Origin of the sequence: Streptococcus sp. HMSC078H03 (assembly GCF_001808655.1) — a bacterium.
GTDB classification, from domain to species: domain Bacteria; phylum Bacillota; class Bacilli; order Lactobacillales; family Streptococcaceae; genus Streptococcus; species Streptococcus salivarius_G.
In genome coordinates this window covers 268,397-287,596 of sequence record NZ_KV794113.1, presented here as the reverse complement: position 1 = coordinate 287,596, position 19,200 = coordinate 268,397, and the positions used below count along the sequence as shown (strand labels likewise).

Annotated in this window: 20 protein-coding genes; all 20 read left to right on the top strand. The window is 41.4% G+C overall.

Features of this window, described 5'->3' with window-relative positions; translation table 11 throughout:
- The first annotated feature begins 18 nt into the window (after positions 1–18).
- The 20 genes from HMPREF2607_RS07250 to HMPREF2607_RS07165 all read left to right on the top strand — a co-directional run bounded on the left by HMPREF2607_RS07250 (position 19) and on the right by HMPREF2607_RS07165 (position 19,199).
- On the top strand, positions 19–495 hold the full coding sequence (locus tag HMPREF2607_RS07250; RefSeq protein ID WP_037620398.1) for a ferrous iron transport protein A: 477 nt from the start codon (positions 19–21) through the stop codon (positions 493–495).
- The gene (feoB, locus tag HMPREF2607_RS07245) at positions 492–2,630 is read left to right on the top strand and encodes a ferrous iron transport protein B (RefSeq protein WP_070476498.1); all 2,139 of its coding nucleotides are present in this window, start codon (positions 492–494) and stop codon (positions 2,628–2,630) included. Before HMPREF2607_RS07250 ends, feoB begins: the two co-directional genes overlap by 4 nt.
- A 17-nt stretch (positions 2,631–2,647) precedes the next feature.
- Entirely contained in the window at positions 2,648–2,788 is a 141-nt protein-coding gene (locus tag HMPREF2607_RS10220; RefSeq protein WP_002885917.1) for a FeoB-associated Cys-rich membrane protein, read from the top strand.
- A gap of 154 nt (positions 2,789–2,942) precedes the next feature.
- Positions 2,943–3,719: an alpha/beta fold hydrolase gene (locus HMPREF2607_RS07240; protein WP_038675583.1), complete on the top strand. Its 777-nt coding sequence runs from the start codon at positions 2,943–2,945 to the stop codon at positions 3,717–3,719.
- A gap of 150 nt (positions 3,720–3,869) precedes the next feature.
- On the top strand, positions 3,870–4,724 hold the full coding sequence (locus tag HMPREF2607_RS07235; RefSeq protein ID WP_070476496.1) for a bifunctional methylenetetrahydrofolate dehydrogenase/methenyltetrahydrofolate cyclohydrolase: 855 nt from the start codon (positions 3,870–3,872) through the stop codon (positions 4,722–4,724).
- A 3-nt stretch (positions 4,725–4,727) separates the two neighbouring features.
- Entirely contained in the window at positions 4,728–5,564 is an 837-nt protein-coding gene (locus tag HMPREF2607_RS07230; protein WP_070476494.1) for an NAD(P)H-hydrate dehydratase, read from the top strand.
- A 122-nt stretch (positions 5,565–5,686) separates the two neighbouring features.
- Positions 5,687–7,801 carry a penicillin-binding protein PBP2B gene (gene pbp2b / locus HMPREF2607_RS07225; RefSeq protein WP_070476492.1) on the top strand — a complete coding sequence of 705 codons (2,115 nt, stop codon included), beginning with the start codon at positions 5,687–5,689 and terminating at the stop codon, positions 7,799–7,801.
- A gap of 141 nt (positions 7,802–7,942) precedes the next feature.
- A complete protein-coding gene (gene recR, locus HMPREF2607_RS07220; protein WP_002886148.1) occupies positions 7,943–8,539 on the top strand; it encodes a recombination mediator RecR in 597 nt (198 codons plus the stop codon).
- A 103-nt stretch (positions 8,540–8,642) separates the two neighbouring features.
- On the top strand, positions 8,643–9,482 hold the full coding sequence (licT, locus tag HMPREF2607_RS07215; RefSeq protein ID WP_037620560.1) for a BglG family transcription antiterminator LicT: 840 nt from the start codon (positions 8,643–8,645) through the stop codon (positions 9,480–9,482).
- 209 nt (positions 9,483–9,691) lie between these two features.
- A complete protein-coding gene (ybeY, locus tag HMPREF2607_RS07210; protein ID WP_002886021.1) occupies positions 9,692–10,189 on the top strand; it encodes an rRNA maturation RNase YbeY in 498 nt (165 codons plus the stop codon).
- On the top strand, positions 10,170–10,574 hold the full coding sequence (locus HMPREF2607_RS07205) for a diacylglycerol kinase family protein (RefSeq protein ID WP_004182934.1): 405 nt from the start codon (positions 10,170–10,172) through the stop codon (positions 10,572–10,574). The genes ybeY and HMPREF2607_RS07205 overlap by 20 nt, the downstream gene beginning before the upstream one ends.
- 22 nt (positions 10,575–10,596) lie before the next feature.
- On the top strand, positions 10,597–11,496 hold the full coding sequence (era, locus tag HMPREF2607_RS07200; protein ID WP_014634128.1) for a GTPase Era: 900 nt from the start codon (positions 10,597–10,599) through the stop codon (positions 11,494–11,496).
- A gap of 44 nt (positions 11,497–11,540) precedes the next feature.
- Positions 11,541–12,362 (top strand): DNA-formamidopyrimidine glycosylase, encoded by an 822-nt coding sequence (gene mutM / locus HMPREF2607_RS07195; RefSeq protein ID WP_021144488.1) that lies wholly within the window; start codon positions 11,541–11,543, stop codon positions 12,360–12,362.
- Positions 12,359–12,952: a dephospho-CoA kinase gene (gene coaE / locus HMPREF2607_RS07190; RefSeq protein ID WP_014634130.1), complete on the top strand. Its 594-nt coding sequence runs from the start codon at positions 12,359–12,361 to the stop codon at positions 12,950–12,952. Before mutM ends, coaE begins: the two co-directional genes overlap by 4 nt.
- A gap of 50 nt (positions 12,953–13,002) precedes the next feature.
- Positions 13,003–14,226, top strand: a complete 1,224-nt coding sequence (locus HMPREF2607_RS07185) for a multidrug efflux MFS transporter (protein ID WP_002886097.1) — start codon at positions 13,003–13,005, stop codon at positions 14,224–14,226.
- On the top strand, positions 14,216–14,362 hold the full coding sequence (rpmG, locus tag HMPREF2607_RS10215; RefSeq protein WP_002890443.1) for a 50S ribosomal protein L33: 147 nt from the start codon (positions 14,216–14,218) through the stop codon (positions 14,360–14,362). The genes HMPREF2607_RS07185 and rpmG overlap by 11 nt, the downstream gene beginning before the upstream one ends.
- 45 nt (positions 14,363–14,407) lie before the next feature.
- Complete coding sequence (gene secG / locus HMPREF2607_RS07180) at positions 14,408–14,644, top strand: preprotein translocase subunit SecG (protein WP_002886135.1); 237 nt, start codon at positions 14,408–14,410, stop codon at positions 14,642–14,644.
- Positions 14,645–14,706: 62 nt separating this feature from the next.
- Positions 14,707–17,160: a ribonuclease R gene (rnr, locus tag HMPREF2607_RS07175; protein ID WP_070476490.1), complete on the top strand. Its 2,454-nt coding sequence runs from the start codon at positions 14,707–14,709 to the stop codon at positions 17,158–17,160.
- A 21-nt stretch (positions 17,161–17,181) separates the two neighbouring features.
- Positions 17,182–17,646, top strand: a complete 465-nt coding sequence (gene smpB / locus HMPREF2607_RS07170; RefSeq protein WP_070476488.1) for an SsrA-binding protein SmpB — start codon at positions 17,182–17,184, stop codon at positions 17,644–17,646.
- A gap of 146 nt (positions 17,647–17,792) precedes the next feature.
- Positions 17,793–19,199, top strand: coding sequence for a Cof-type HAD-IIB family hydrolase (locus tag HMPREF2607_RS07165; protein WP_014634134.1), 1,407 nt, complete (start codon positions 17,793–17,795; stop codon positions 19,197–19,199).
- Position 19,200: the final 1 nt, after the last annotated feature.

The window sequence follows — 19,200 nt, the reverse complement described above, 5'->3', positions numbered from 1 at the left end:
TAAAGTAGGTCAAGAAATATGCTCATATATGATGCGGCCTTAAAAACGCCTTACCGGATTCTTGGCATTAACCTCCCTAAGGATAGTCTTTTGCACTTATCTAACCTAGGGTTGGCTGCCGGTGAAACGATTGAGGTGGTAACTAAGACCAAAAACAGTGCTATTATTATCGTTAAAGGGAGTCGCTTAGCCTTTGATGCTTCGATTCTAGATAAGATTGATTTGGCACCTGCGGAGGAAAATCAGGAAAAGATACCTCTTTCTGAATTACCGGTTGGACGTTCGGCTATCGTTACTGATATTTTTTCAGCAAATGAAACCAAACGACGTCTTATGGATATGGGAATTACAAAGCGTACTCGGGTGTTGTTGCGTAAGGTAGCCCCTTTGGGAGATCCTCTAGAAATTAGTTTGAGAGGGTACGAATTAACCCTACGCAAGTCGGAAGCGCAAATGATTAGTGTGGTCATGCTGGATGAGGGAGAGGAAAAATGACAGAAATTGCATTAATAGGTAATCCTAATAGTGGTAAAACCAGTTTATTCAACCTGATAACAGGGAACAATCAGCGTGTTGGTAACTGGCCGGGTGTTACTGTAGAACGAAAAAGTGGTCTGGTTAAAAAGAATAAGGATTTAGAAATCCAGGATTTACCAGGAATTTACTCAATGTCACCCTATAGTCCTGAAGAAAAGGTAGCGCGTGACTATTTGTTGAGCCAAAGGGCCGACAGCATTTTAAATGTAGTCGATGCGACAAATTTGGAGCGTAATCTTTATCTGACAACGCAGTTGATTGAGACAGGTATTCCAGTCACTTTAGCGCTTAACATGAGTGATGTTTTAGAGGCTCAGGGAAAACAGATTAATGTTGATAAATTATCTTACCATCTAGGCGTCCCAGTAGTAGCTACTAGTGCTCTCAAGCAAACTGGTATTGATCAGGTTGTGAAGAAGGCGGCACATACGACAACCTCTACAGTTGCTGACATTGCTTTTCCAATTTATGACGATAAATTAGAAGCTGCCATCTCACAAATTTTGGAAGTCTTGGGAAATTCGGTGCCGCAAAGGTCTGCGCGTTTTTACGCCATTAAACTCTTTGAACACGATGCTTTAGTTGAGGCTGAGCTAGACTTGTCCCCATTCCAACGAAAAGAAATCAAAGACATCATTCGAATCACTGAGGAAGTTTTCACCGAAGATGCGGAGTCAATTGTCATTAATGAGCGTTATGCCTTTATCGAACGAGTTTGTCAGATGGCTCAAAGTCATACAGAAGATTTTGCCCTGACCTTGTCGGATAAGATTGATAGGATTGTCACCAACCGTATTTTGGCCTTGCCAATTTTCGCAGTGGTTATGTATTTGGTTTATTTCTTATCTATTCAGACTGTTGGAACCATGTGGACAGACTGGGCTAACGATGTGCTTTTTGGTAAGTATGTTCCAGATTTGGTAACGTCTGGTCTTGACTATCTTCAAGTTCAGGACTGGCTTAAGTCTTTGATTGTTGATGGGATTGTCGCTGGGATTGGGACAGTACTAGGATTCCTACCTCAAATATTTGTGCTCTTTATCTGTTTGGGTGTGCTTGAGGACATTGGATATATGAGTCGTATTGCCTTTGTTATGGACCGTATTTTCCGACGTTTTGGTCTTTCTGGGAAATCCTTTATTCCTATGTTGATTTCTACAGGTTGTGGGGTTCCAGCGGTTATGTCTAGTCGAACCATTGAAAATGAAAGGGACCGTCGCATTACCATTATGACGGCAACCTTCATGCCTTGTTCGGCCAAGTTGGAAATTATTGCCTTGATTGCTGGAGCTTTCTTCCCTAGTAATTCTTTAGTAGCACCAAGTACCTATTTTATTGGGATGGCTGCTATTATCCTATCGGGTATTGCCCTCAAAAAGACGAGTTTTTTAGGTGGTTTAACCAGTCCGTTTATTATGGAATTGCCTGCCTATCACTGGCCTAAAGCCATGTCGGTCTTGCGTTATGCTTTTGGTAAGGCTTTGAGTTTTGTCAAACGTGCGGGAACCATCATTTTCAGTTTGACGGTTCTTATCTGGTTTATGTCTCACTACAACTTTACCCTACATACTGTAGATACAGAAGTTAGCATTTTGGCGACTTTAGGGAAGGGCTTGTCTTGGATTTTTGATCCACTTGGATTTGGGAATTGGAAGGCAACAGTTGCGGCTCTTACAGGTTTAGCTGCCAAGGAAACCGTTGTTGCCACCTTTGGTATTCTCTATCATAATAGCAGTGAGGCGGGTCTGGCTGAGGCTCTACGAGGAGATTATTCTTCCTTAGCTGCCTATTCCTTCTTGATTTTTAACTTGCTTTGTGCGCCATGTTTTGCGGCTATTGGAGCTATTAAGCGTGAAATGGCCAATCTTAAATGGACGGTTGGGGCTATCGGTTTCCAAACAGGTCTAGCTTATTGTGTGAGTTTAATCCTTTACCAGTTTGGTCAAGTCATCCTGTACGGTAAGTCAATGACAATTTGGACTTTTGTTGCTTTCTTACTTTTAGTAACGATGATTTACTTTGTTGTTCGTAAACCACGTCAGATTAAGGATCAAATCATTAGCTTGGATAATCTTCAAGAAGCTCATATTTAGGTTTAGGAGGAATTGTTATGTCTACCTTTATCATTGCTTTTATTATTTTTGCTTCAGCTGGTCTTGGCATCCGTCACTATATCAAAGGCAAAGGATCTTGTGGCGATTGCGAGTGTTCTTGTCCGGTTAAGGAAGAAATGCATAAGGCTAATCGCTAATAGAATAATATATAGAAAAATGGTCTCTTATTCATTTAAGAGACCATTTTCTTACGATTGTAAGAAATGTATAAAGGTATCTAGGTTGGAAGTGTGATATTATAAGATAGATAAATAATCTAAATTTTTAACAAAAAAGGGAGATGTATAAGGAATGGTTTTGAACAAAGAGATTGTCCTAATTCATGGGACCTGGTGTGATGGCAATGTTTGGGGAGAATTTGCGACAGGTCTACGTCAAATGGGATATAAGGTTCATACACCTAGCTTTCGTTACCATGACCTACCTTATCAAGAGTGTCTAGCTAAGGTTGGGACTGTTACCCTGCAGGACTATCGAGATGATTTAGTGGCCTTGATTGAAAGTCTTGACCAACCACCACTTATTTTGGGACACTCTTTAGGTTGTCTGGTGGCTCAAATGGTTGCTGAAAAGACAGAAGTAGCTGGTATGATTCTCATGGGACCAGCTCCGACAGCAGATATTTTTGCCTTTTATCCAACCATGTTAGCTTGTTTTGGCAAACACTTTTTACGCTGGGGATTTTGGAAAAAAGCCATGCCTCCGTATAAAAAGGAGTTTTTCAAGTATTGCATGAATGAACAAGAGGAATCTTTGAAAGAGGAAGTTTTTGCTGATCTGGTTCCTGAATCAGGAAAAGTTTATACTCAGATGGCTCTTCATTGGTTTGATAAGACAAAAGCAGCTTACGTTGACTTTAGTCGGATTTCATGTCCTGTTCTCGTTATTTCAGGAACCAAGGATAAGATGACTCATCCTATTATTGCCAGAAGAACGGCTAAGAACTATCGTGATTCCGTTCTCGTTTCCTTAACGGGTGCAGATCACATGTATGAAAGTGGCAAATTCCAGCAGAAGACCTTGAAGGTTATTAAGGGCTGGAGTCAGCAAAATGGTTTTGTGGACTAGTCACGAAAGCATAATCAGAAAAAAGTTGGAAGGTGCTTCCGGCTTTTTTAGTTTCGTATTTAAGATGTCTTTTTGAAAATTTAGAAAATTTAGTCACAAAGAGCTCTCACTATGGTATAATTGAAAAAAAGTATGTATTGGAGAACACCCATGGCGATAATAATGGATGGTAAGGCCCTAGCTGCTAAAATGCAGGATCAATTGCAAGAAAAGGTAGCACGTCTTAAAGAAAATGAATGGATTGTGCCTGGACTAGTGGTAATCATGGTTGGTGATAACCCTGCCAGTCAGGTTTATGTGCGTAATAAGGAACGTGCTGCTAAAAAAGCTGGCTTCCATAGCCAGACGATCAATCTTTCTGAGAGTATTAGTGAGGAAGAATTGATTGAAGTTATTGAACAATATAATCAGGATCCCCTCTTCCATGGTATTTTGGTTCAATTACCATTGCCAAATCATATTAATGAAATGCGTATTCTTTTGGCTATTGATCCTAAAAAAGATGTTGATGGTTTCCATCCTATGAATACTGGTAATCTTTGGAATGGTCGCCGTCAAATGGTACCTTGTACACCTGCTGGGATTATGGAAATCCTTCGTGAGTACAATGTTGAATTGGAAGGTAAGACAGCAGTTATTATCGGACGTAGTAACATTGTTGGTAAACCTATGGCTCAGCTTCTTCTGGAAAAAAATGCTACGGTTACTTTGACTCACTCACGAACACCACATCTGGCTAAGGTTTGTAGCAAGGCTGATGTCTTGATTGTGGCTATTGGACGTGCAAAATTTGTAACAGAAGACTATGTCAAAGAGGGTGCTGTTGTCATTGATGTGGGAATCAACCGTGATGAAGAAGGCAAACTTTGTGGTGACGTTGATTTTGATCAAGTGAAAGATAAGGTTGGCATGATCACGCCTGTTCCAGGTGGTGTAGGCCCTATGACCATTACCATGCTTATGGAACAGACCTATCAAGCTGCTCTTCGTAGTGCGAAAGGATAGTTTATGAAAGTTGATGATGATTTAGCTAGGCAAGTGATAAAACCTCGCTTGAGAGAGTCCCATAAGGGTTCTTACGGTCGAGTGCTTTTAGTTGGTGGGCTTTACCCTTATGGTGGTGCCATCATTATGGCTGCCATAGCTTGTGTCAATAGTGGGGCAGGCCTGGTCACAGTGGCTACGGATCGTGACAATATCACAGCCCTTCATGCCCATCTCCCTGAAGCCATGGCTTTTGACCTTAGAGAGACTGAAAGATTTCTTGATAATCTTAGGGCAGCTGATGTGGTATTAATCGGTTCTGGCCTAGGTGAGGATGGTGTAGCTAGACAAGCTATGGATTTGGTTCTAGCAAATATTAGGGCAGATCAGAACTTGGTTGTTGATGGCTCAGCTCTCAATCTTTTGGCTAAGAAAAATAAGAAGGACTTACCAGATTGTCACCTTACTCTCACCCCGCATCAAAAAGAATGGGAACGCTTGTCTGGTTTAAGGATTCCGGAGCAGACAGTTTCAAACACTCAGAAAGCCCTGAGAGAGTTCCAAGCTGGGACAATCCTAGTTGCCAAGAGTCACAAGACCGCTGTCTATCAAGGTGAAAAAGTAGCTCATTTAGAAGTTGGTGGACCCTATCAAGCTACAGGAGGCATGGGAGATACCCTGGCTGGTATGATTACTGGTTTTCTGGCCCAATTCGCTTCAATTGACTCCTATAAAGTAGTTACAGTTGCTGTCTGGCTTCACTCAGCTATCGCAGATGATCTGGCTAAAAATGCCTATGTGGTTTTACCGACTCATATCAGTAAAGCCATTCCTAGTTGGATGAAAAAGTTGTCATTATAATCTAAAAAAACATGTCTTATATTGAGGCAAGTTTTTTTAGATTTCGACATTTTTTTAAGTTTGCTAAAGCTTATTTGTGATAAAATAAAAGAGAATTTTTATGAGAACATAGAGGAAAAAAAGTGACATCATTTTCGAAAAAAATCAGTCAAAAATGGGTAAAACGGCGCCAAAAACGAAAAGAAAAACGAGCGAATAAACCTAGAAAGCCAGTAAACATCTCCCGTCGTGTTTACTTGCTTTTTGGTGTAGTCTTTGTCCTTTTTTTGTTGCTTTTTGCACGTTTGACCTATATGCAGGTTTATAACAAATCGTTTTATACGAAGAAATTAGAGGATAATTCTAAGTATACAGTTAGGATTGCAAGCGAACGTGGGCAAATCTTTGATGCTAAAGGGGTTGCCCTCACGACCAACCAGAGTAAGGATGTTATCACCTTCACACGTAGCAATTTGGTGTCATCAGATACGATGAAGAAGGTCGCTGAAAAGTTGGCGACCATGGTGACTCTGACGGAAACGAAGGTAACAGCACGTCAAAAACGCGATTTCTATCTTGCGGATTCTGCCACTTATAAGCGTGTTGTTAATGATCTTCCAAACGACAAGAAAACAGATAAATTTGGTAATAAATTAGCTGAAGCTACTATTTACAACAATGCTGTTGATGCAGTTCCTGATGAAGCAGTGGATTACTCAGAGGATGAGCTTAAGATTGTCTACATTTACTCACAGATGAATGCTGTGTCTAATTTCTCAACAGTCACATTGAAAACAGGAGACTTGACACCTGAACAAATTGCGATTGTAGCAGCTAAACAGAAGGAACTCAATGGTATTACGGTTGCTAAGGATTGGGAACGTCATACGGTTGATTCAGCCTTGTCACCTCTCATCGGGAAAGTATCAAGCTCAGAAGCAGGTTTGCCACAAGAAGATGCCAAGGAATACCTCAAAAAAGGGTATGCACTTAATGACCGGGTAGGAACGTCCTATCTAGAAAAAGAATATGAAGAGAAACTACAAGGAAAACATACTGTTCGTGAGATTACAGTAGACAAGGAAGGCGAAGTTGCTAGTGATAAAATCACTCAAAAGGGCAGCAAGGGGAACAATCTGCAGTTGACCATCGACCTTGATTTCCAAAAAGGAGTTGAAGACATCCTAGGTCAACAGCTTTCTTCAGAGATTTCAGAGAATAAAGCAACCTATTCTGAAGGAATGTATGCAGTGGTTATGAATGCTGACACTGGTGCTGTACTTGCTATGGCAGGGCAAAAACACGAGCAAGGAGCACAAGATTTTAAGGCCAATGCCTTAGGCACAATCACTGATGTCTTCATTCCGGGATCTGTTGTTAAGGGGGCAACCTTAACTGCTGGTTGGCGTTCAGGTGCTATCTATGGGAACCAGGTCTTGACTGACCAACCAATCAACATTGCCGGTTCAGCCCCTATCACATCTTGGTTTACAGACCAAGGTAGCCGTGCTATTACCGCGACACAGGCTCTAGAATACTCATCAAATACCTATATGGTACAGATTGCAATTAAACTACTTGGCCAACAGTATGTTCCAGGTATGGCCTTGTCGACTGATAATATGGATAAGGCCATGACGACGCTTCGTGACACCTATGCTGATTTTGGTATGGGAGTGTCTACAGGACTTGATTTACCTGGAGAATCAGAAGGTTACATTTCTAAGAATTACAATGTAGCCAACGTTCTGACAGAGGCTTTTGGTCAGTACGACTCTTATACAACCATTCAGCTGGCTCAGTATGTTGCTTCAATTGCCAATGGTGGTAAACGTGTAGCCCCTCATATCGTTGGAGGTATCTACGATGCAGGATCTAATGGTAGTCTAGGAACTCTAGCCTCAACGGTAGATACACGTGTATTAAATACCTTACCTCTTGATTCTGAGCAGATGGGTATTGTCCAACAAGGTTTTAATGATGTCGTTAATTCAGGATCTAGCCTTGCTACTGGTAAAGCTATGGCAAGTTCTATCATTCCAATCAGTGGTAAAACAGGGACAGCCGAAACCTATGCGACAGATGCTTCTGGTAACTCTGTAACAACGGTTAACCTTAATGCCGTGGCCTATGCGACCGCCAAAGATGGTACGAAGTTGGCAGTTGGGATTATGTACCCACACGCTTTAGATTGGAAGAGTAAGGCCCATCAAAATGCGGTCAAAGCTATTATGGAGCTTTATCAAAATACTCACTAAACATCTAAAATCTCTTGTGCCTTGCACGAGAGATTTTTCTGTGATATAGTGTTTGAGTATTTGTTCTTGGGTAAAGACATATCCATGAAAGTGACAAAAGATAAGAGATGAATAAAAAAATATAAAGAACAGGAGACCTTCATGCTTTATCCTACTCCAATTGCGAAGCTGATTGATAGTTTTTCAAAACTCCCTGGAATCGGGGCTAAAACAGCGACCCGCTTAGCTTTTTATACCATTAGCATGTCTGATGAAGATGTCAATGATTTCGCAAAAAACCTCTTGGCAGCAAAACGTGAATTGACTTATTGTTCGGTATGTGGTCGTTTGACAGATGACGATCCATGTAACATTTGTACCGATGAAACCAGAGACCGTACTAAGATTTTGGTTGTTGAAGACTCCAAAGATGTTTCAGCTATGGAAAAGATTCAGGAATACCGTGGTCTCTACCATGTGCTTCAAGGGCTTATCTCCCCTATGAATGGTGTTGGACCAGACGATATTAACCTGAAAAGTTTGATTACCCGCCTTATGGACAGCGAGGTTGACGAGATTATTATTGCCACTAATGCAACAGCAGATGGTGAGGCGACGTCTATGTATATTTCGCGTGTCCTTAAACCTGCAGGAATCAAAGTGACTCGTTTAGCGCGTGGTTTGGCAGTCGGTTCTGACATTGAGTATGCTGATGAAGTGACCTTGTTAAGAGCGATTGAAAATCGAACAGAACTATAAGTAAAAAGTGTTGGTCAGGCCAGCGCTTTTTGTTTGTAGTAAGTAGGTTTCTCATTAAAAATTTGGTAAAATAAAGTAAGCGCTTTTATAACGAGAAATCATGATGCAGATTGAAAAGGTTTTAAACAACAATGTTGTCCAAGCTTTGGATAATAATGTGGAATACATTGTCATGGGTAAGGGACTAGGCTTTCAAAAGAAGGTCGGAGACCTTGTTGATAAGGAAAAGGTTGAAAAGACTTTTGTTTTGGAAAATACAGAGGCAGTAGAGGAATGGTCTCGTGTTTATGTCAATTTACCTGATGGTGAAATGCAAGTCTTTTTGAATATTCTTACTTTTGCTGAGGCTGTCTTGCAAACCAAGTTTGAACCCTCTTTTTTCATCGCTCTTGCAGACCACCTACATTACGCTATTGAAAGAAGTAGAGAGGGTATTTCTTTGCAGAATCCTTTGGCTTGGGAGGTTCGAAAATTTTATCCTCGGGAGTATGAAATTGGGAAACAAGCCCTTCGTTTGATTGCCAAGGATTTAGAAGTCCAGTTGGCAGATGATGAGGCTGCCTCTGTCGCCTTACATTTTGTCAATGCACAAAAAGATGCGGGTCTCCATGAAAAAGACCGACAGATGACTCAAATTGTGGTTGGGATTAGTGAGATTGTCCGTCTTCATTTTAGTTATGATTTGGATGAGGAAAGTTTCTCGTATAACCGCTTTATGACACATCTCCAATACCTAGCACAACGTATTGTGAGTGGGGTTAGTGGTGGCAAGAATGATGCTTTTCTATATGAACAAGTTAAGATAAATTATCCAGAGTCCTTTATCTGTACCCAAAAGATTGCTACCTATATCAAGACAAGTTATGCTTTTGAGCTAAGTTTAGACGAACAAGTCTTTTTAACCATTCACATTCAACGTCTTAAGGATAATTTAGATAAGTAAGCGATTCCCAGAGATGTCCTACAAAAAGCAGACAATTAGCCTTAAGTCTGCTTTTTCTGTGTCCTTATGATATAATGAGGTGATTAATATTAGACCAAAAATACTCTGGGCTAGTATTCTATGTATTTGTATAAAAAAGCTAATGAGTTAGTGAAAGGAAGCGAGCGGTTCTATGTTTGAAGTGAGCATTGCCGTTCCTAAAGTATCTTATGTATATTGAAATGATTGATGAGACTGGACAAGTCTCTGAGAAATTAAAAGAACAAACCTTGGAGTTGCTAGATTTTGCAGCACAAAGACTTGGCAAGGAAGACAAGGAAATGGCGGTTACATTTGTAACCAACGAACGTAGCCACGAGCTAAACCTGGAATATCGTGATACGGACCGTCCAACTGATGTTATTAGTTTGGAGTATAAGCCTGAATTAGACATTAGCTTTGATGAGGAAGAGTTGGCTGAAAATCCTGAATTAGCTGAAATGATGGGAGAATTTGATAGTTATATCGGTGAACTCTTTATTTCTGTTGATAAGGCTCACGAGCAAGCTGAGGATTATGGTCATAGTTTCGAGCGTGAGATGGGCTTCTTGGCTGTTCACGGTTTTCTTCACATCAATGGCTACGACCATTATACTCCAGAAGAAGAAGCGGAAATGTTTGGATTACAGGAAGAAATTTTGACTGCTTATGGACTTACGCGACAATAACCCACAAAAAAAGTGGAAAAACAGAGAATTTACAGCTAGTTTTGAGTTTGCTCTAACAGGAATTATCACAGCTTTTAAAGAAGAACGCAACATGCGCAAGCATTTGGTTTCAGCTATCTTGGTGGTATTGGCTGGCTTGATTTTTCGTGTGTCTGCGACAGAATGGCTCTTTCTTTTGATGGCAGTTTTTCTCGTAATTGCCCTAGAGATCGTTAATTCTGCCATTGAAAATGTTGTCGATTTGGCCAGTAATTATCACTTTTCGATGCTAGCCAAAAATGCCAAGGATATGGCTGCAGGGGCTGTTTTAGTGGTTTCTTGTTATGCACTCATTACGGGTATGATTGTTTTTATACCTAAAATTTGGCACTTAATTTTCAATTAAAAAGAAATAGGAAAGAAGTTATATGACATTTAAATCAGGATTTGTGGCTATTCTTGGCCGTCCTAATGTAGGAAAATCAACGTTTTTGAACCATGTTATGGGGCAAAAAATTGCTATTATGAGTGATAAGGCTCAAACAACCCGTAATAAAATTATGGGGATTTACACAACTGATAAGGAACAGATTGTCTTTATTGATACACCAGGGATTCACAAACCTAAAACGGCTCTTGGGGATTTCATGGTGGAATCTGCTTATTCAACCCTTCGTGAAGTAGATACCGTCCTCTTTATGGTACCAGCGGATGAACCCCGTGGTAAGGGTGATAATATGATTATCGAACGTCTTAAACAAGCTAAGGTTCCAGTTATCTTGGTAATCAATAAGATTGACAAGGTTCATCCAGATCAGCTCCTAGAGCAGATTGAGGATTTCCGTACACAAATGGATTTCAAGGAGATTATTCCGATATCTGCTCTCCAAGGGAACAATGTTTCTCATCTTGTGGATGTCTTGAGTGATAACCTTGAGGAAGGGTTCCAATATTTCCCAGCGGACCAAATCACCGACCACCCAGAGCGTTTCTTGGTATCGGAGATGATTCGTGAAAAAGTCCTTCAGTTGACACGTGAAGAAATTCCACACTCTGTTGCGGTTGTCATTGATGAGATGAAGCGTGATGAAGACACGGATAAGATTCATATTCGTGCGACGATCATGGTTGAGCGTGACAGCCAAAAAGGCATTGTCATTGGTAAACAAGGTTCCATGCTCAAGAAAATTGGTACCCTTGCCCGTAAAGATATTGAAGTTATGCTAGGGGACAAGGTCTTCCTTGAAACCTGGGTTAAGGTTAAGAAAAATTGGCGTGATAAGAAATTAGATCTTGCCGATTTCGGATACAACGAAAAAGAATATTAAAAAGCTGGGCATTTGCTCGGCTTTCTTGTTAGAAGGAGGAGCAAATGCCTGAGTTACCTGAGGTAGAAACTGTTAGACGAGGGTTAGAAAGATTGGTAGTAAGTCGGACCATTTCGTCTGTTGAAGTTAAGGTCCCGAAAATGATTAAGACCTCCTACGATAGTTTTTTGAATGACTTACCTGGCCAAACTATTCAAGCCATGCGACGTAGAGGCAAGTACTTGATTTTTGATTTTGGACAGTTGATTATGATTTCCCACTTGCGCATGGAAGGGAAATACCTCTTGTTTACGGATCAGGTCCCTGCTAATAAGCATTTCCATCTTTTCTTTATCTTAGATGATGGCTCGACTCTTGTTTATCAGGACGTCCGCAAGTTTGGGACCTTTGATTTATTGGCTAAAAATCAAGAGGAGGCTTATTTTACAAAGAAAAAGCTTGGTCCTGAGCCTACTAAGAAGGCTTTTAAATACGCCCCGTTTGAGAGAGCCTTGATGACCTCTGCAAAGCCCATTAAAAGTCTCCTTTTGGAGCAGAAATTGGTGGCTGGTCTAGGCAATATCTATGTTGATGAGGTGCTTTGGGCAGCCAAGGTTCATCCTGAGACGCCAGCAAAGAAACTCAGCAAGGCAGCCATGAAGCGAGTCCATGATCAAACGATTGTTATTTTACAGCTAGGAATTGAAAAAGGTGGCTCAACTATAAGGACTTATCGTAATGCCCTTGGTGAGGATGGGACCATGCAGAACTATTTGCAGGTTTACGGAAAGACGGGACAGCCTTGTCCACGCTGCGCAAGCACAATTGAGAAAATCAAGTTAGGAGGGAGAGGAACACATTTGTGTCCTCATTGTCAGAAACGATGATTATTGGGTTAACAGGTGGTATTGCTTCAGGAAAATCTACTGTTGTTGAAATGATTAAAGAGGCAGGTTACAAGGTCATTGACGCTGATCAGCTTGTACACGACATGCAGGCTCAAGGGGGCCGTTTGTACCGTGCCTTACTCGATTGGTTGGGAGAGGAAATTCTTCTTTCTAATGGGGAATTGAACCGTCCTAAACTAGGGCAACTGATCTTTTCCAATGAGGAGATGAGACAGCGGTCTGCTGAGATTCAAGGGACGATTATTCGAGAGGAACTAGCAGCGCAAAAGGATTATTTAGCTAAGAAAGAAGATGTTTTTTTCATGGATATTCCCTTGCTTATTGAGAATGGGTATCAGGACTGGTTTGATCAGATTTGGTTGGTGGCAGTGTTACCGGAGATCCAGTGCCAACGCTTGATGAAACGTAATCACTTAAGTGTTGAGGAAGCTAAGCTGCGTATTGATAGCCAGATGTCTTTAGCTGAGAAAATGCCTTATGCCAGCTTGGTTCTTGATAATAACGGTAGTCTCGATGATTTGAAGGAGAAGGTTAAGAGTGCAATAAATGATTTAACGAGCTCCTCATAGCTAGCCATTGTGATATAATGGATAGTGAATTTTAGAAAGAAGATGATTATTTGCGCCAAAAAGAACTTAAAAGTACTGATTGGCAACGTAACCTTAAAATTGCATGGATAGGAACCTTTTTTACTGGAGCTAGTTTCTCCATTGTTATGCCTTTCATGGCCCTATACATTGAGGAACTTGGTGTTAAAGGAGATATGGTCGAATGGTATGCTGGCTTGTCTGTTGCCATCTCTGCCTTAGCCTCTGCCTTGGTTTCTCCTATTTGGGGACGCCTGGCTGACCGTTATGGTCGAAAGCCTATGATGATTAGGGCCAGCATGGTGATGACTTTTACAATGGGAGGGCTTGCCTTAGTCCCAAATGTTTTCTGGCTGCTTTTCTTAAGAACGCTGAATGGTTTGTTTGCAGGCTATGTCCCAAATGCCACAGCTTTAATTGCTAGTCAGGTTCCTCAGAATCGTTCTGGCTATGCCTTGGGGACCTTGTCTACGGGTCTAACGGCAGGTGTTCTGATTGGCCCTTTGTTAGGTGGTACCTTATCTGAGGCGTTTGGTATGAGGGGTACCTTTTTATTGGTTGGACTCATTCTATTTATCTGCTGCCTCTTAACTATTTTTGGCTTGCGAGAGGATTTCCAGCCTGTCGAAAAGGGAGAGATGATGACCCTTTCTCAGGTTTTTGCAAGAATTCCCAGCAAATCTATGTTGATTGGCCTTTTTGTGACCAGTATGATTATTCAGATTTCTGCCCAATCGATTGCACCTATGTTGGCCCTTTACATTCGTTATTTAGGTCAGAGGGAAAATATCCTTTTTTACTCAGGGTTAATTGTTTCTGCTATGGGCTTTTCTAGTCTCTTAAGTACCCCTTATCTGGGAAAATTGGGAGACCGTATTGGGAATCATCGCTTGCTTTTAATGGGGCTATTTTATAGCTTTCTCTTGTATTTCCTCTGTGGTTTTGCCGGTTCAGCCTTGCAACTGGGTATCTTACGCTTTGCCTATGGCTTCGGTGTAGGTGCTCTTATGCCTAGTGTCAATTCTTTATTGACCAAGATGACACCCAAGGAAGGAATCTCAAGAATATTTAGCTTTAATCAAAGCTTTTCATATATTGGACAGGTTTTAGGTCCCTTTGTTGGGTCAGCAGTTGCGACAGGTCTAGGTTATCGCTGGGTCTTCTTTGTGACTGCAATGATTGTCTTTGGAAATTTTGTCTGGTCCTTAATCATCTTTAGAAAATTGCTAGGAGTCAAGAATATAGGTGAGAGTTAAAATCAATTTAAAGTGTAGTGAATGTGGGAGCATCAACTATCTCACAAGTAAAAATAAACAGAATCATCCTGAGAAAATTCAGGTACCCAAATTCTGCCCTAAGGATAGAAAAGTAACCTTACATGTTGAATCTTAAAGGGTTCTATGGTAGAATAAAAAGGACTTTTTCGGAGGAATAACTATGTACGACTTATTATTAACGCTGCTCTTGGTGATGTCAGCTATTATTGTGATTGCGGTATTTATGCAGCCACAAAAAAATCCAAGTAGCAATGTCTTTGATGGTGGTGGGTCAGAAGCACTATTTGAACGTAGTAAACCACGTGGTTTTGAAGCCTTTATGCAACGCTTTACAGGAATCATGGTTTTTCTATGGATTGTAGATGCAATCGTCCTTTCCATTCTCTCAAGTAAGTAATGAGCTGACTGAGGTTGGCTCATTTTTTGCGTTATAGTCAATAAATAAAAGAAAAGGAAATCATGAAAGAATCTATTATAAATTATTTGAAGGAGCATGGGAAATCCAGTGTAAACGACATTGCCCAGGCTCTTAATCATGCTGGGGGAGAAAAGTTCCCTCAGCTCATCAAGGTCATATCAGCCATGGAAAGTAAGGGACAGTTGCGTTTTAACCGAGATGGCTCTGTATCCTTGCGTCCTAAGAAAGAAAATCCTAATCAGGTGACTGTTGAAGGTGTCTTCCGTGCCAATAAGAACGGTTTTGGTTTCTTGCATGTCGATGACAGTGAAGATGATATGTTCATTGGTCGTAATGATGTTGGCCATGCCATTGACGGTGATACTGTTGCCGTTGTCATCAAGAAACCAGCAGATCGTTTGCGTGGGACAGCAGCAGAAGCACGAGTTGTTGAAATTGTAGAACGTTCACTTAAGACTGTTGTAGGGAAATTTATCCTTAGCGACGAGAAAGAACCCTATGCGGGTTACATTAAGTCTAAAAACCAAAAAATTCAGCAGCCAATTTATATCAAGAAAGAACCAGTTGCCCTAGATGGTACTGAAATTATCAAGGTTGATATTGAAAAATACCCTAACCGTCACTATGATTATTTCGTAGGAAGTGTTCGTGACATTATTGGTCATCAGGGGGATGCTGGTATTGATGTCTTGGAAGTCTTGGAATCAATGGATATTGTTTCAGAATTCCCAGAGGATGTCATGGCGGAAGCAGAAGCTGTCCCAGATGCACCGAGTCAGGAAGACCTCGTTGGTCGTGTTGACCTTCGTCAAGAAGTAACCTTTACTATTGACGGAGCCGATGCTAAGGACTTGGATGATGCGGTTCATATCAAACGTTTGCCAAATGGTAACTTTGAGCTTGGTGTTCATATTGCCGACGTGTCCTACTATGTCACAGAAGGTTCTGCTCTTAACCGTGAGGCCGTAGCACGTGGGACCTCTGTCTATGTAACAGACCGCGTAGTGCCAATGTTGCCTGAGCGTCTTTCAAATGGTATTTGTTCACTAAATCCCAATGTTGATCGCTTGACGCAATCAGCCATTATGGAGATTACTCCAAAAGGTAAGGTGGTTAATCATAAGATTTGTCAATCTGTGATTAATACAACCTTCCGTATGACCTACAGTGATGTCAATGAGATGTTGGCTGCAAATCCAGAAAAGATTGAGCAGTTTAAGCCAATCATGGATTCTGTATCAGCTATGGCAGAATTGCATAAGATTTTAGAAGACATGCGTGAGCGTCGTGGTGCCCTTAACTTTGATACATCTGAAGCTCGTATCTTGGTTAATGAGAAGGGAATGCCAGTGGATATCGTGGTGCGTGAACGTGGAACAGCCGAGCGAATGATTGAATCCTTCATGTTGGCTGCCAATGAATGTGTGGCAGAGCACTTTGCTAAGGCTAAGTTGCCATTTATCTACCGTATCCACGAAGAGCCAAAGGCCGAGAAATTGCAACGCTTCATGGATTATGCCTCTATCTTTGGTGTTCAAATCAAAGGAACTGCCAATAAGATGGATCAGTTAGACTTGCAAGAGTTTATGGCGCGTGTACAAGGGAAACCCGGAGCGGAAGTCATGAACATGATGTTGCTTCGTTCAATGCAACAAGCCCGCTATTCAGAACACAACCACGGTCACTATGGACTTGCTGCTCAGTATTATACCCACTTTACTAGTCCAATCCGTCGTTACCCAGACCTCTTGGTTCACCGAATGATTCGTGAGTACACTAACAATATGTCTCAAGAAACACGTGAACATTTTGAAGAGGTTATTCCTGAGTTAGCAACATCATCTTCAACTCTTGAACGTCGTGCCATTGATGCCGAACGTGTCGTTGAAGCTATGAAAAAAGCGGAATACATGGAAGAGTTTGTTGGCCAAGAATTCGATGGTATTGTCGGAAGTGTGGTTAAATTTGGTATGTTTGTGGAATTGCCAAACACTATCGAAGGTTTGGTTCACATCACGACCCTTCCAGAATTTTACAATTACAATGAACGTACCATGACACTTCAGGGTGAGAAAACTGGTAAGACTTTCCGAGTTGGTCAGCCTATCCGTGTCAAATTAACACGTGCGGATAAGGAAACAGGAGACATTGACTTCCAGTATCTTCCAAGCGAGTATGATGTCACTGAAAAAGTAGACCACAAGGCTCGTCAGGAACGTGAAGAGAAAGCGAAAGCCTTCCGCAATAGAGGTGTACGTCGTGACCGTCAAAATGGAGATTTCGAACGTCGTGGTAAACGTGGGGATAACCGTAACCGTCAAGATGGTAATGGTCGTAAAGGTTCTTATGACGAAAAACGTAAGTCATCTAAGAAACCCGATAAGCGTAAGAATCAAAACCGTCCTCATAATGATAACAAGGGACGTGAGAGTGGCCGTCGTAAGAAGAAAGGGAACAAACCTTTCTACAAGGACGTTGCTAAAAAACGAAAATAGGATGAGAATGGAGGGACTGCTATGCCAAAGGGTGAAGGCAATGTTGTTGCTCAGAATAAAAAGGCTAGACATGACTATAGTATCGTTGATACTATCGAAGCAGGTATCGTACTGACAGGAACAGAGATCAAATCCGTTCGTGCGGCACGCATCCAACTAAAAGATGGCTATGCCCAAATCAAGAATGGTGAGGCCTGGTTAATCAATGTTCATATTGCTCCTTTTGAGCAAGGAAATATTTGGAATCAAGATCCAGACCGTACGAGAAAGTTGTTGCTTAAGAAGAAGCAAATCACCAAACTTCAAAATGATCTTAAGGGAACAGGTGTGACCTTGGTTCCTTTGAAGGTATACCTAAAAAACGGTTTTGCCAAGGTATTGCTTGGTATTGCCAAAGGGAAACATGATTATGATAAACGTGAATCTATTAAACGTCGTGAACAAGAACGTGATATCAAACGTATTATCAAGAGTGTTAACCGTTAAAACGCCTATCATCTAAGACTGCTATAGTCCTAGATGATTTTTTGTTTTTGGCTTTAAGACATGATATAATGGGAGTACCATACGGTCTTTAGTTAGGATAGCAGGTATACCTAACTCTGGTCGTGATACTGTAAAGGAGATTAGCGATGCCAGTAGATGCTAAAACAAAATACAAGGCCAAGAAGACAAAGATTGTTTTCTTCGACATTGACGACACCCTTCGTGTCAAAAAGACAGGCTACATTCCTGAGTCTATTAAGGCTGTTTTCAAAGGGCTTAAAGAAAAAGGAATTTTGACGGGGATTGCCACAGGACGTGGCTACTATGGTGTCGTTGAGGACATTCGAGACCTAGAGCCCGATTATTTTGTAACCATCAATGGAACTTATGTGATTAATCGAAAAGGGGAAGAAATTTATAACCAGCCCCTAGCTCGTGAAGTTACAGAAGCCTTTGTTGCTTGGTGCAAGGAGATTGGGATTGCTTGGGGCTTTGCCGGTAAGGATAAGCCAGTTGTCTCAGAGCGTTCAGATTTGATTGATGATGCTATGAAACCAGTCTATGGTCTTTGTGATGTGGAGCCAGACTTCCATTTGTCGAACGATGTTTACCATATGTGGACTTTTGCGGAAAATGATGGTGAGCTTGAGTTACCAGAAGAACTTGCGACACATGTTCGTATGGTACCTTGGCACGAACACTCATCTGACGTCGTAGCAAATGGTATCTCAAAAGCATCTGGTGTCGAGCATGTCTTGGAGCATGAAAACCTTAAACCGGTCAATGCTATGATGTTTGGGGATGGTCCAAACGATATGGAGATTTTTGACTATGTTGGACTTAAGGTTGCCATGGGTAATGCCACACCAGAACTGAAAGAAAAAGCAGATTACGTTACAGGAACAGTAGAAGAAGATGGCATTTTCAATGCCTTGGAGGAACTCGGATTGGTAGAAAAAGAACTTCATTTCCCACAACTTGACTTGGATGCAGTAGAAGGTCCAGTCGCAACAATTAAAACAAACCATGGTGATTTGGTCATCAAGCTTTTCCCTGACCATGCACCGTTAACAGTTACTAACTTTGTCAATTTGGCCAAGAGTGGCTACTATGACGGTGTGATTTTCCACCGTATTATCAAGGACTTTATGATTCAAGGTGGTGACCCAACTGGTACTGGAATGGGTGGTGAGTCAAGCTTTGGTGGTAGCTTCCAGGATGAATTTTCTGAAGAGCTCTATAACCTCCGTGGTGCGCTTTCTATGGCCAATGCTGGACCAGATACTAATGGTAGTCAGTTCTTCATCGTTCAAACGCCTGAAATTCCTTATGCTAAAAAGGAACTCGAACGTGGTGGTTGGCCAGCACCAATCGCGGAAGCTTATGCTGAAAATGGTGGAACACCTCACCTAGACCGTCGCCACACAGTCTTTGGTCAATTGGTGGATGAAGACTCTTACAAGGTGCTTGATGAGATTGCCAATGTTGAGGTTGGGGCTCAAGATAAGCCACTTGAGGATGTTGTGATTGAAACAGTTGAGGTAGCAGACTAAG

What these genes read in the sequence shown, in the direction of transcription:
- HMPREF2607_RS07250 (WP_037620398.1), top strand. Translation starts at nt 19, where the DNA reads ATGCTCATATATGATGCGGCCTTAAAAACGCCTTACCGGATTCTTGGC.
- feoB (WP_070476498.1), top strand. Translation starts at nt 492, where the DNA reads ATGACAGAAATTGCATTAATAGGTAATCCTAATAGTGGTAAAACCAGT.
- HMPREF2607_RS10220 (WP_002885917.1), top strand. Translation starts at nt 2,648, where the DNA reads ATGTCTACCTTTATCATTGCTTTTATTATTTTTGCTTCAGCTGGTCTT.
- HMPREF2607_RS07240 (WP_038675583.1), top strand. Translation starts at nt 2,943, where the DNA reads ATGGTTTTGAACAAAGAGATTGTCCTAATTCATGGGACCTGGTGTGAT.
- HMPREF2607_RS07235 (WP_070476496.1), top strand. Translation starts at nt 3,870, where the DNA reads ATGGCGATAATAATGGATGGTAAGGCCCTAGCTGCTAAAATGCAGGAT.
- HMPREF2607_RS07230 (WP_070476494.1), top strand. Translation starts at nt 4,728, where the DNA reads ATGAAAGTTGATGATGATTTAGCTAGGCAAGTGATAAAACCTCGCTTG.
- recR (WP_002886148.1), top strand. Translation starts at nt 7,943, where the DNA reads ATGCTTTATCCTACTCCAATTGCGAAGCTGATTGATAGTTTTTCAAAA.
- licT (WP_037620560.1), top strand. Translation starts at nt 8,643, where the DNA reads ATGCAGATTGAAAAGGTTTTAAACAACAATGTTGTCCAAGCTTTGGAT.
- ybeY (WP_002886021.1), top strand. Translation starts at nt 9,692, where the DNA reads ATGTATATTGAAATGATTGATGAGACTGGACAAGTCTCTGAGAAATTA.
- HMPREF2607_RS07205 (WP_004182934.1), top strand. Translation starts at nt 10,170, where the DNA reads ATGGACTTACGCGACAATAACCCACAAAAAAAGTGGAAAAACAGAGAA.
- era (WP_014634128.1), top strand. Translation starts at nt 10,597, where the DNA reads ATGACATTTAAATCAGGATTTGTGGCTATTCTTGGCCGTCCTAATGTA.
- mutM (WP_021144488.1), top strand. Translation starts at nt 11,541, where the DNA reads ATGCCTGAGTTACCTGAGGTAGAAACTGTTAGACGAGGGTTAGAAAGA.
- coaE (WP_014634130.1), top strand. Translation starts at nt 12,359, where the DNA reads ATGATTATTGGGTTAACAGGTGGTATTGCTTCAGGAAAATCTACTGTT.
- secG (WP_002886135.1), top strand. Translation starts at nt 14,408, where the DNA reads ATGTACGACTTATTATTAACGCTGCTCTTGGTGATGTCAGCTATTATT.
- rnr (WP_070476490.1), top strand. Translation starts at nt 14,707, where the DNA reads ATGAAAGAATCTATTATAAATTATTTGAAGGAGCATGGGAAATCCAGT.
- smpB (WP_070476488.1), top strand. Translation starts at nt 17,182, where the DNA reads ATGCCAAAGGGTGAAGGCAATGTTGTTGCTCAGAATAAAAAGGCTAGA.
- HMPREF2607_RS07165 (WP_014634134.1), top strand. Translation starts at nt 17,793, where the DNA reads ATGCCAGTAGATGCTAAAACAAAATACAAGGCCAAGAAGACAAAGATT.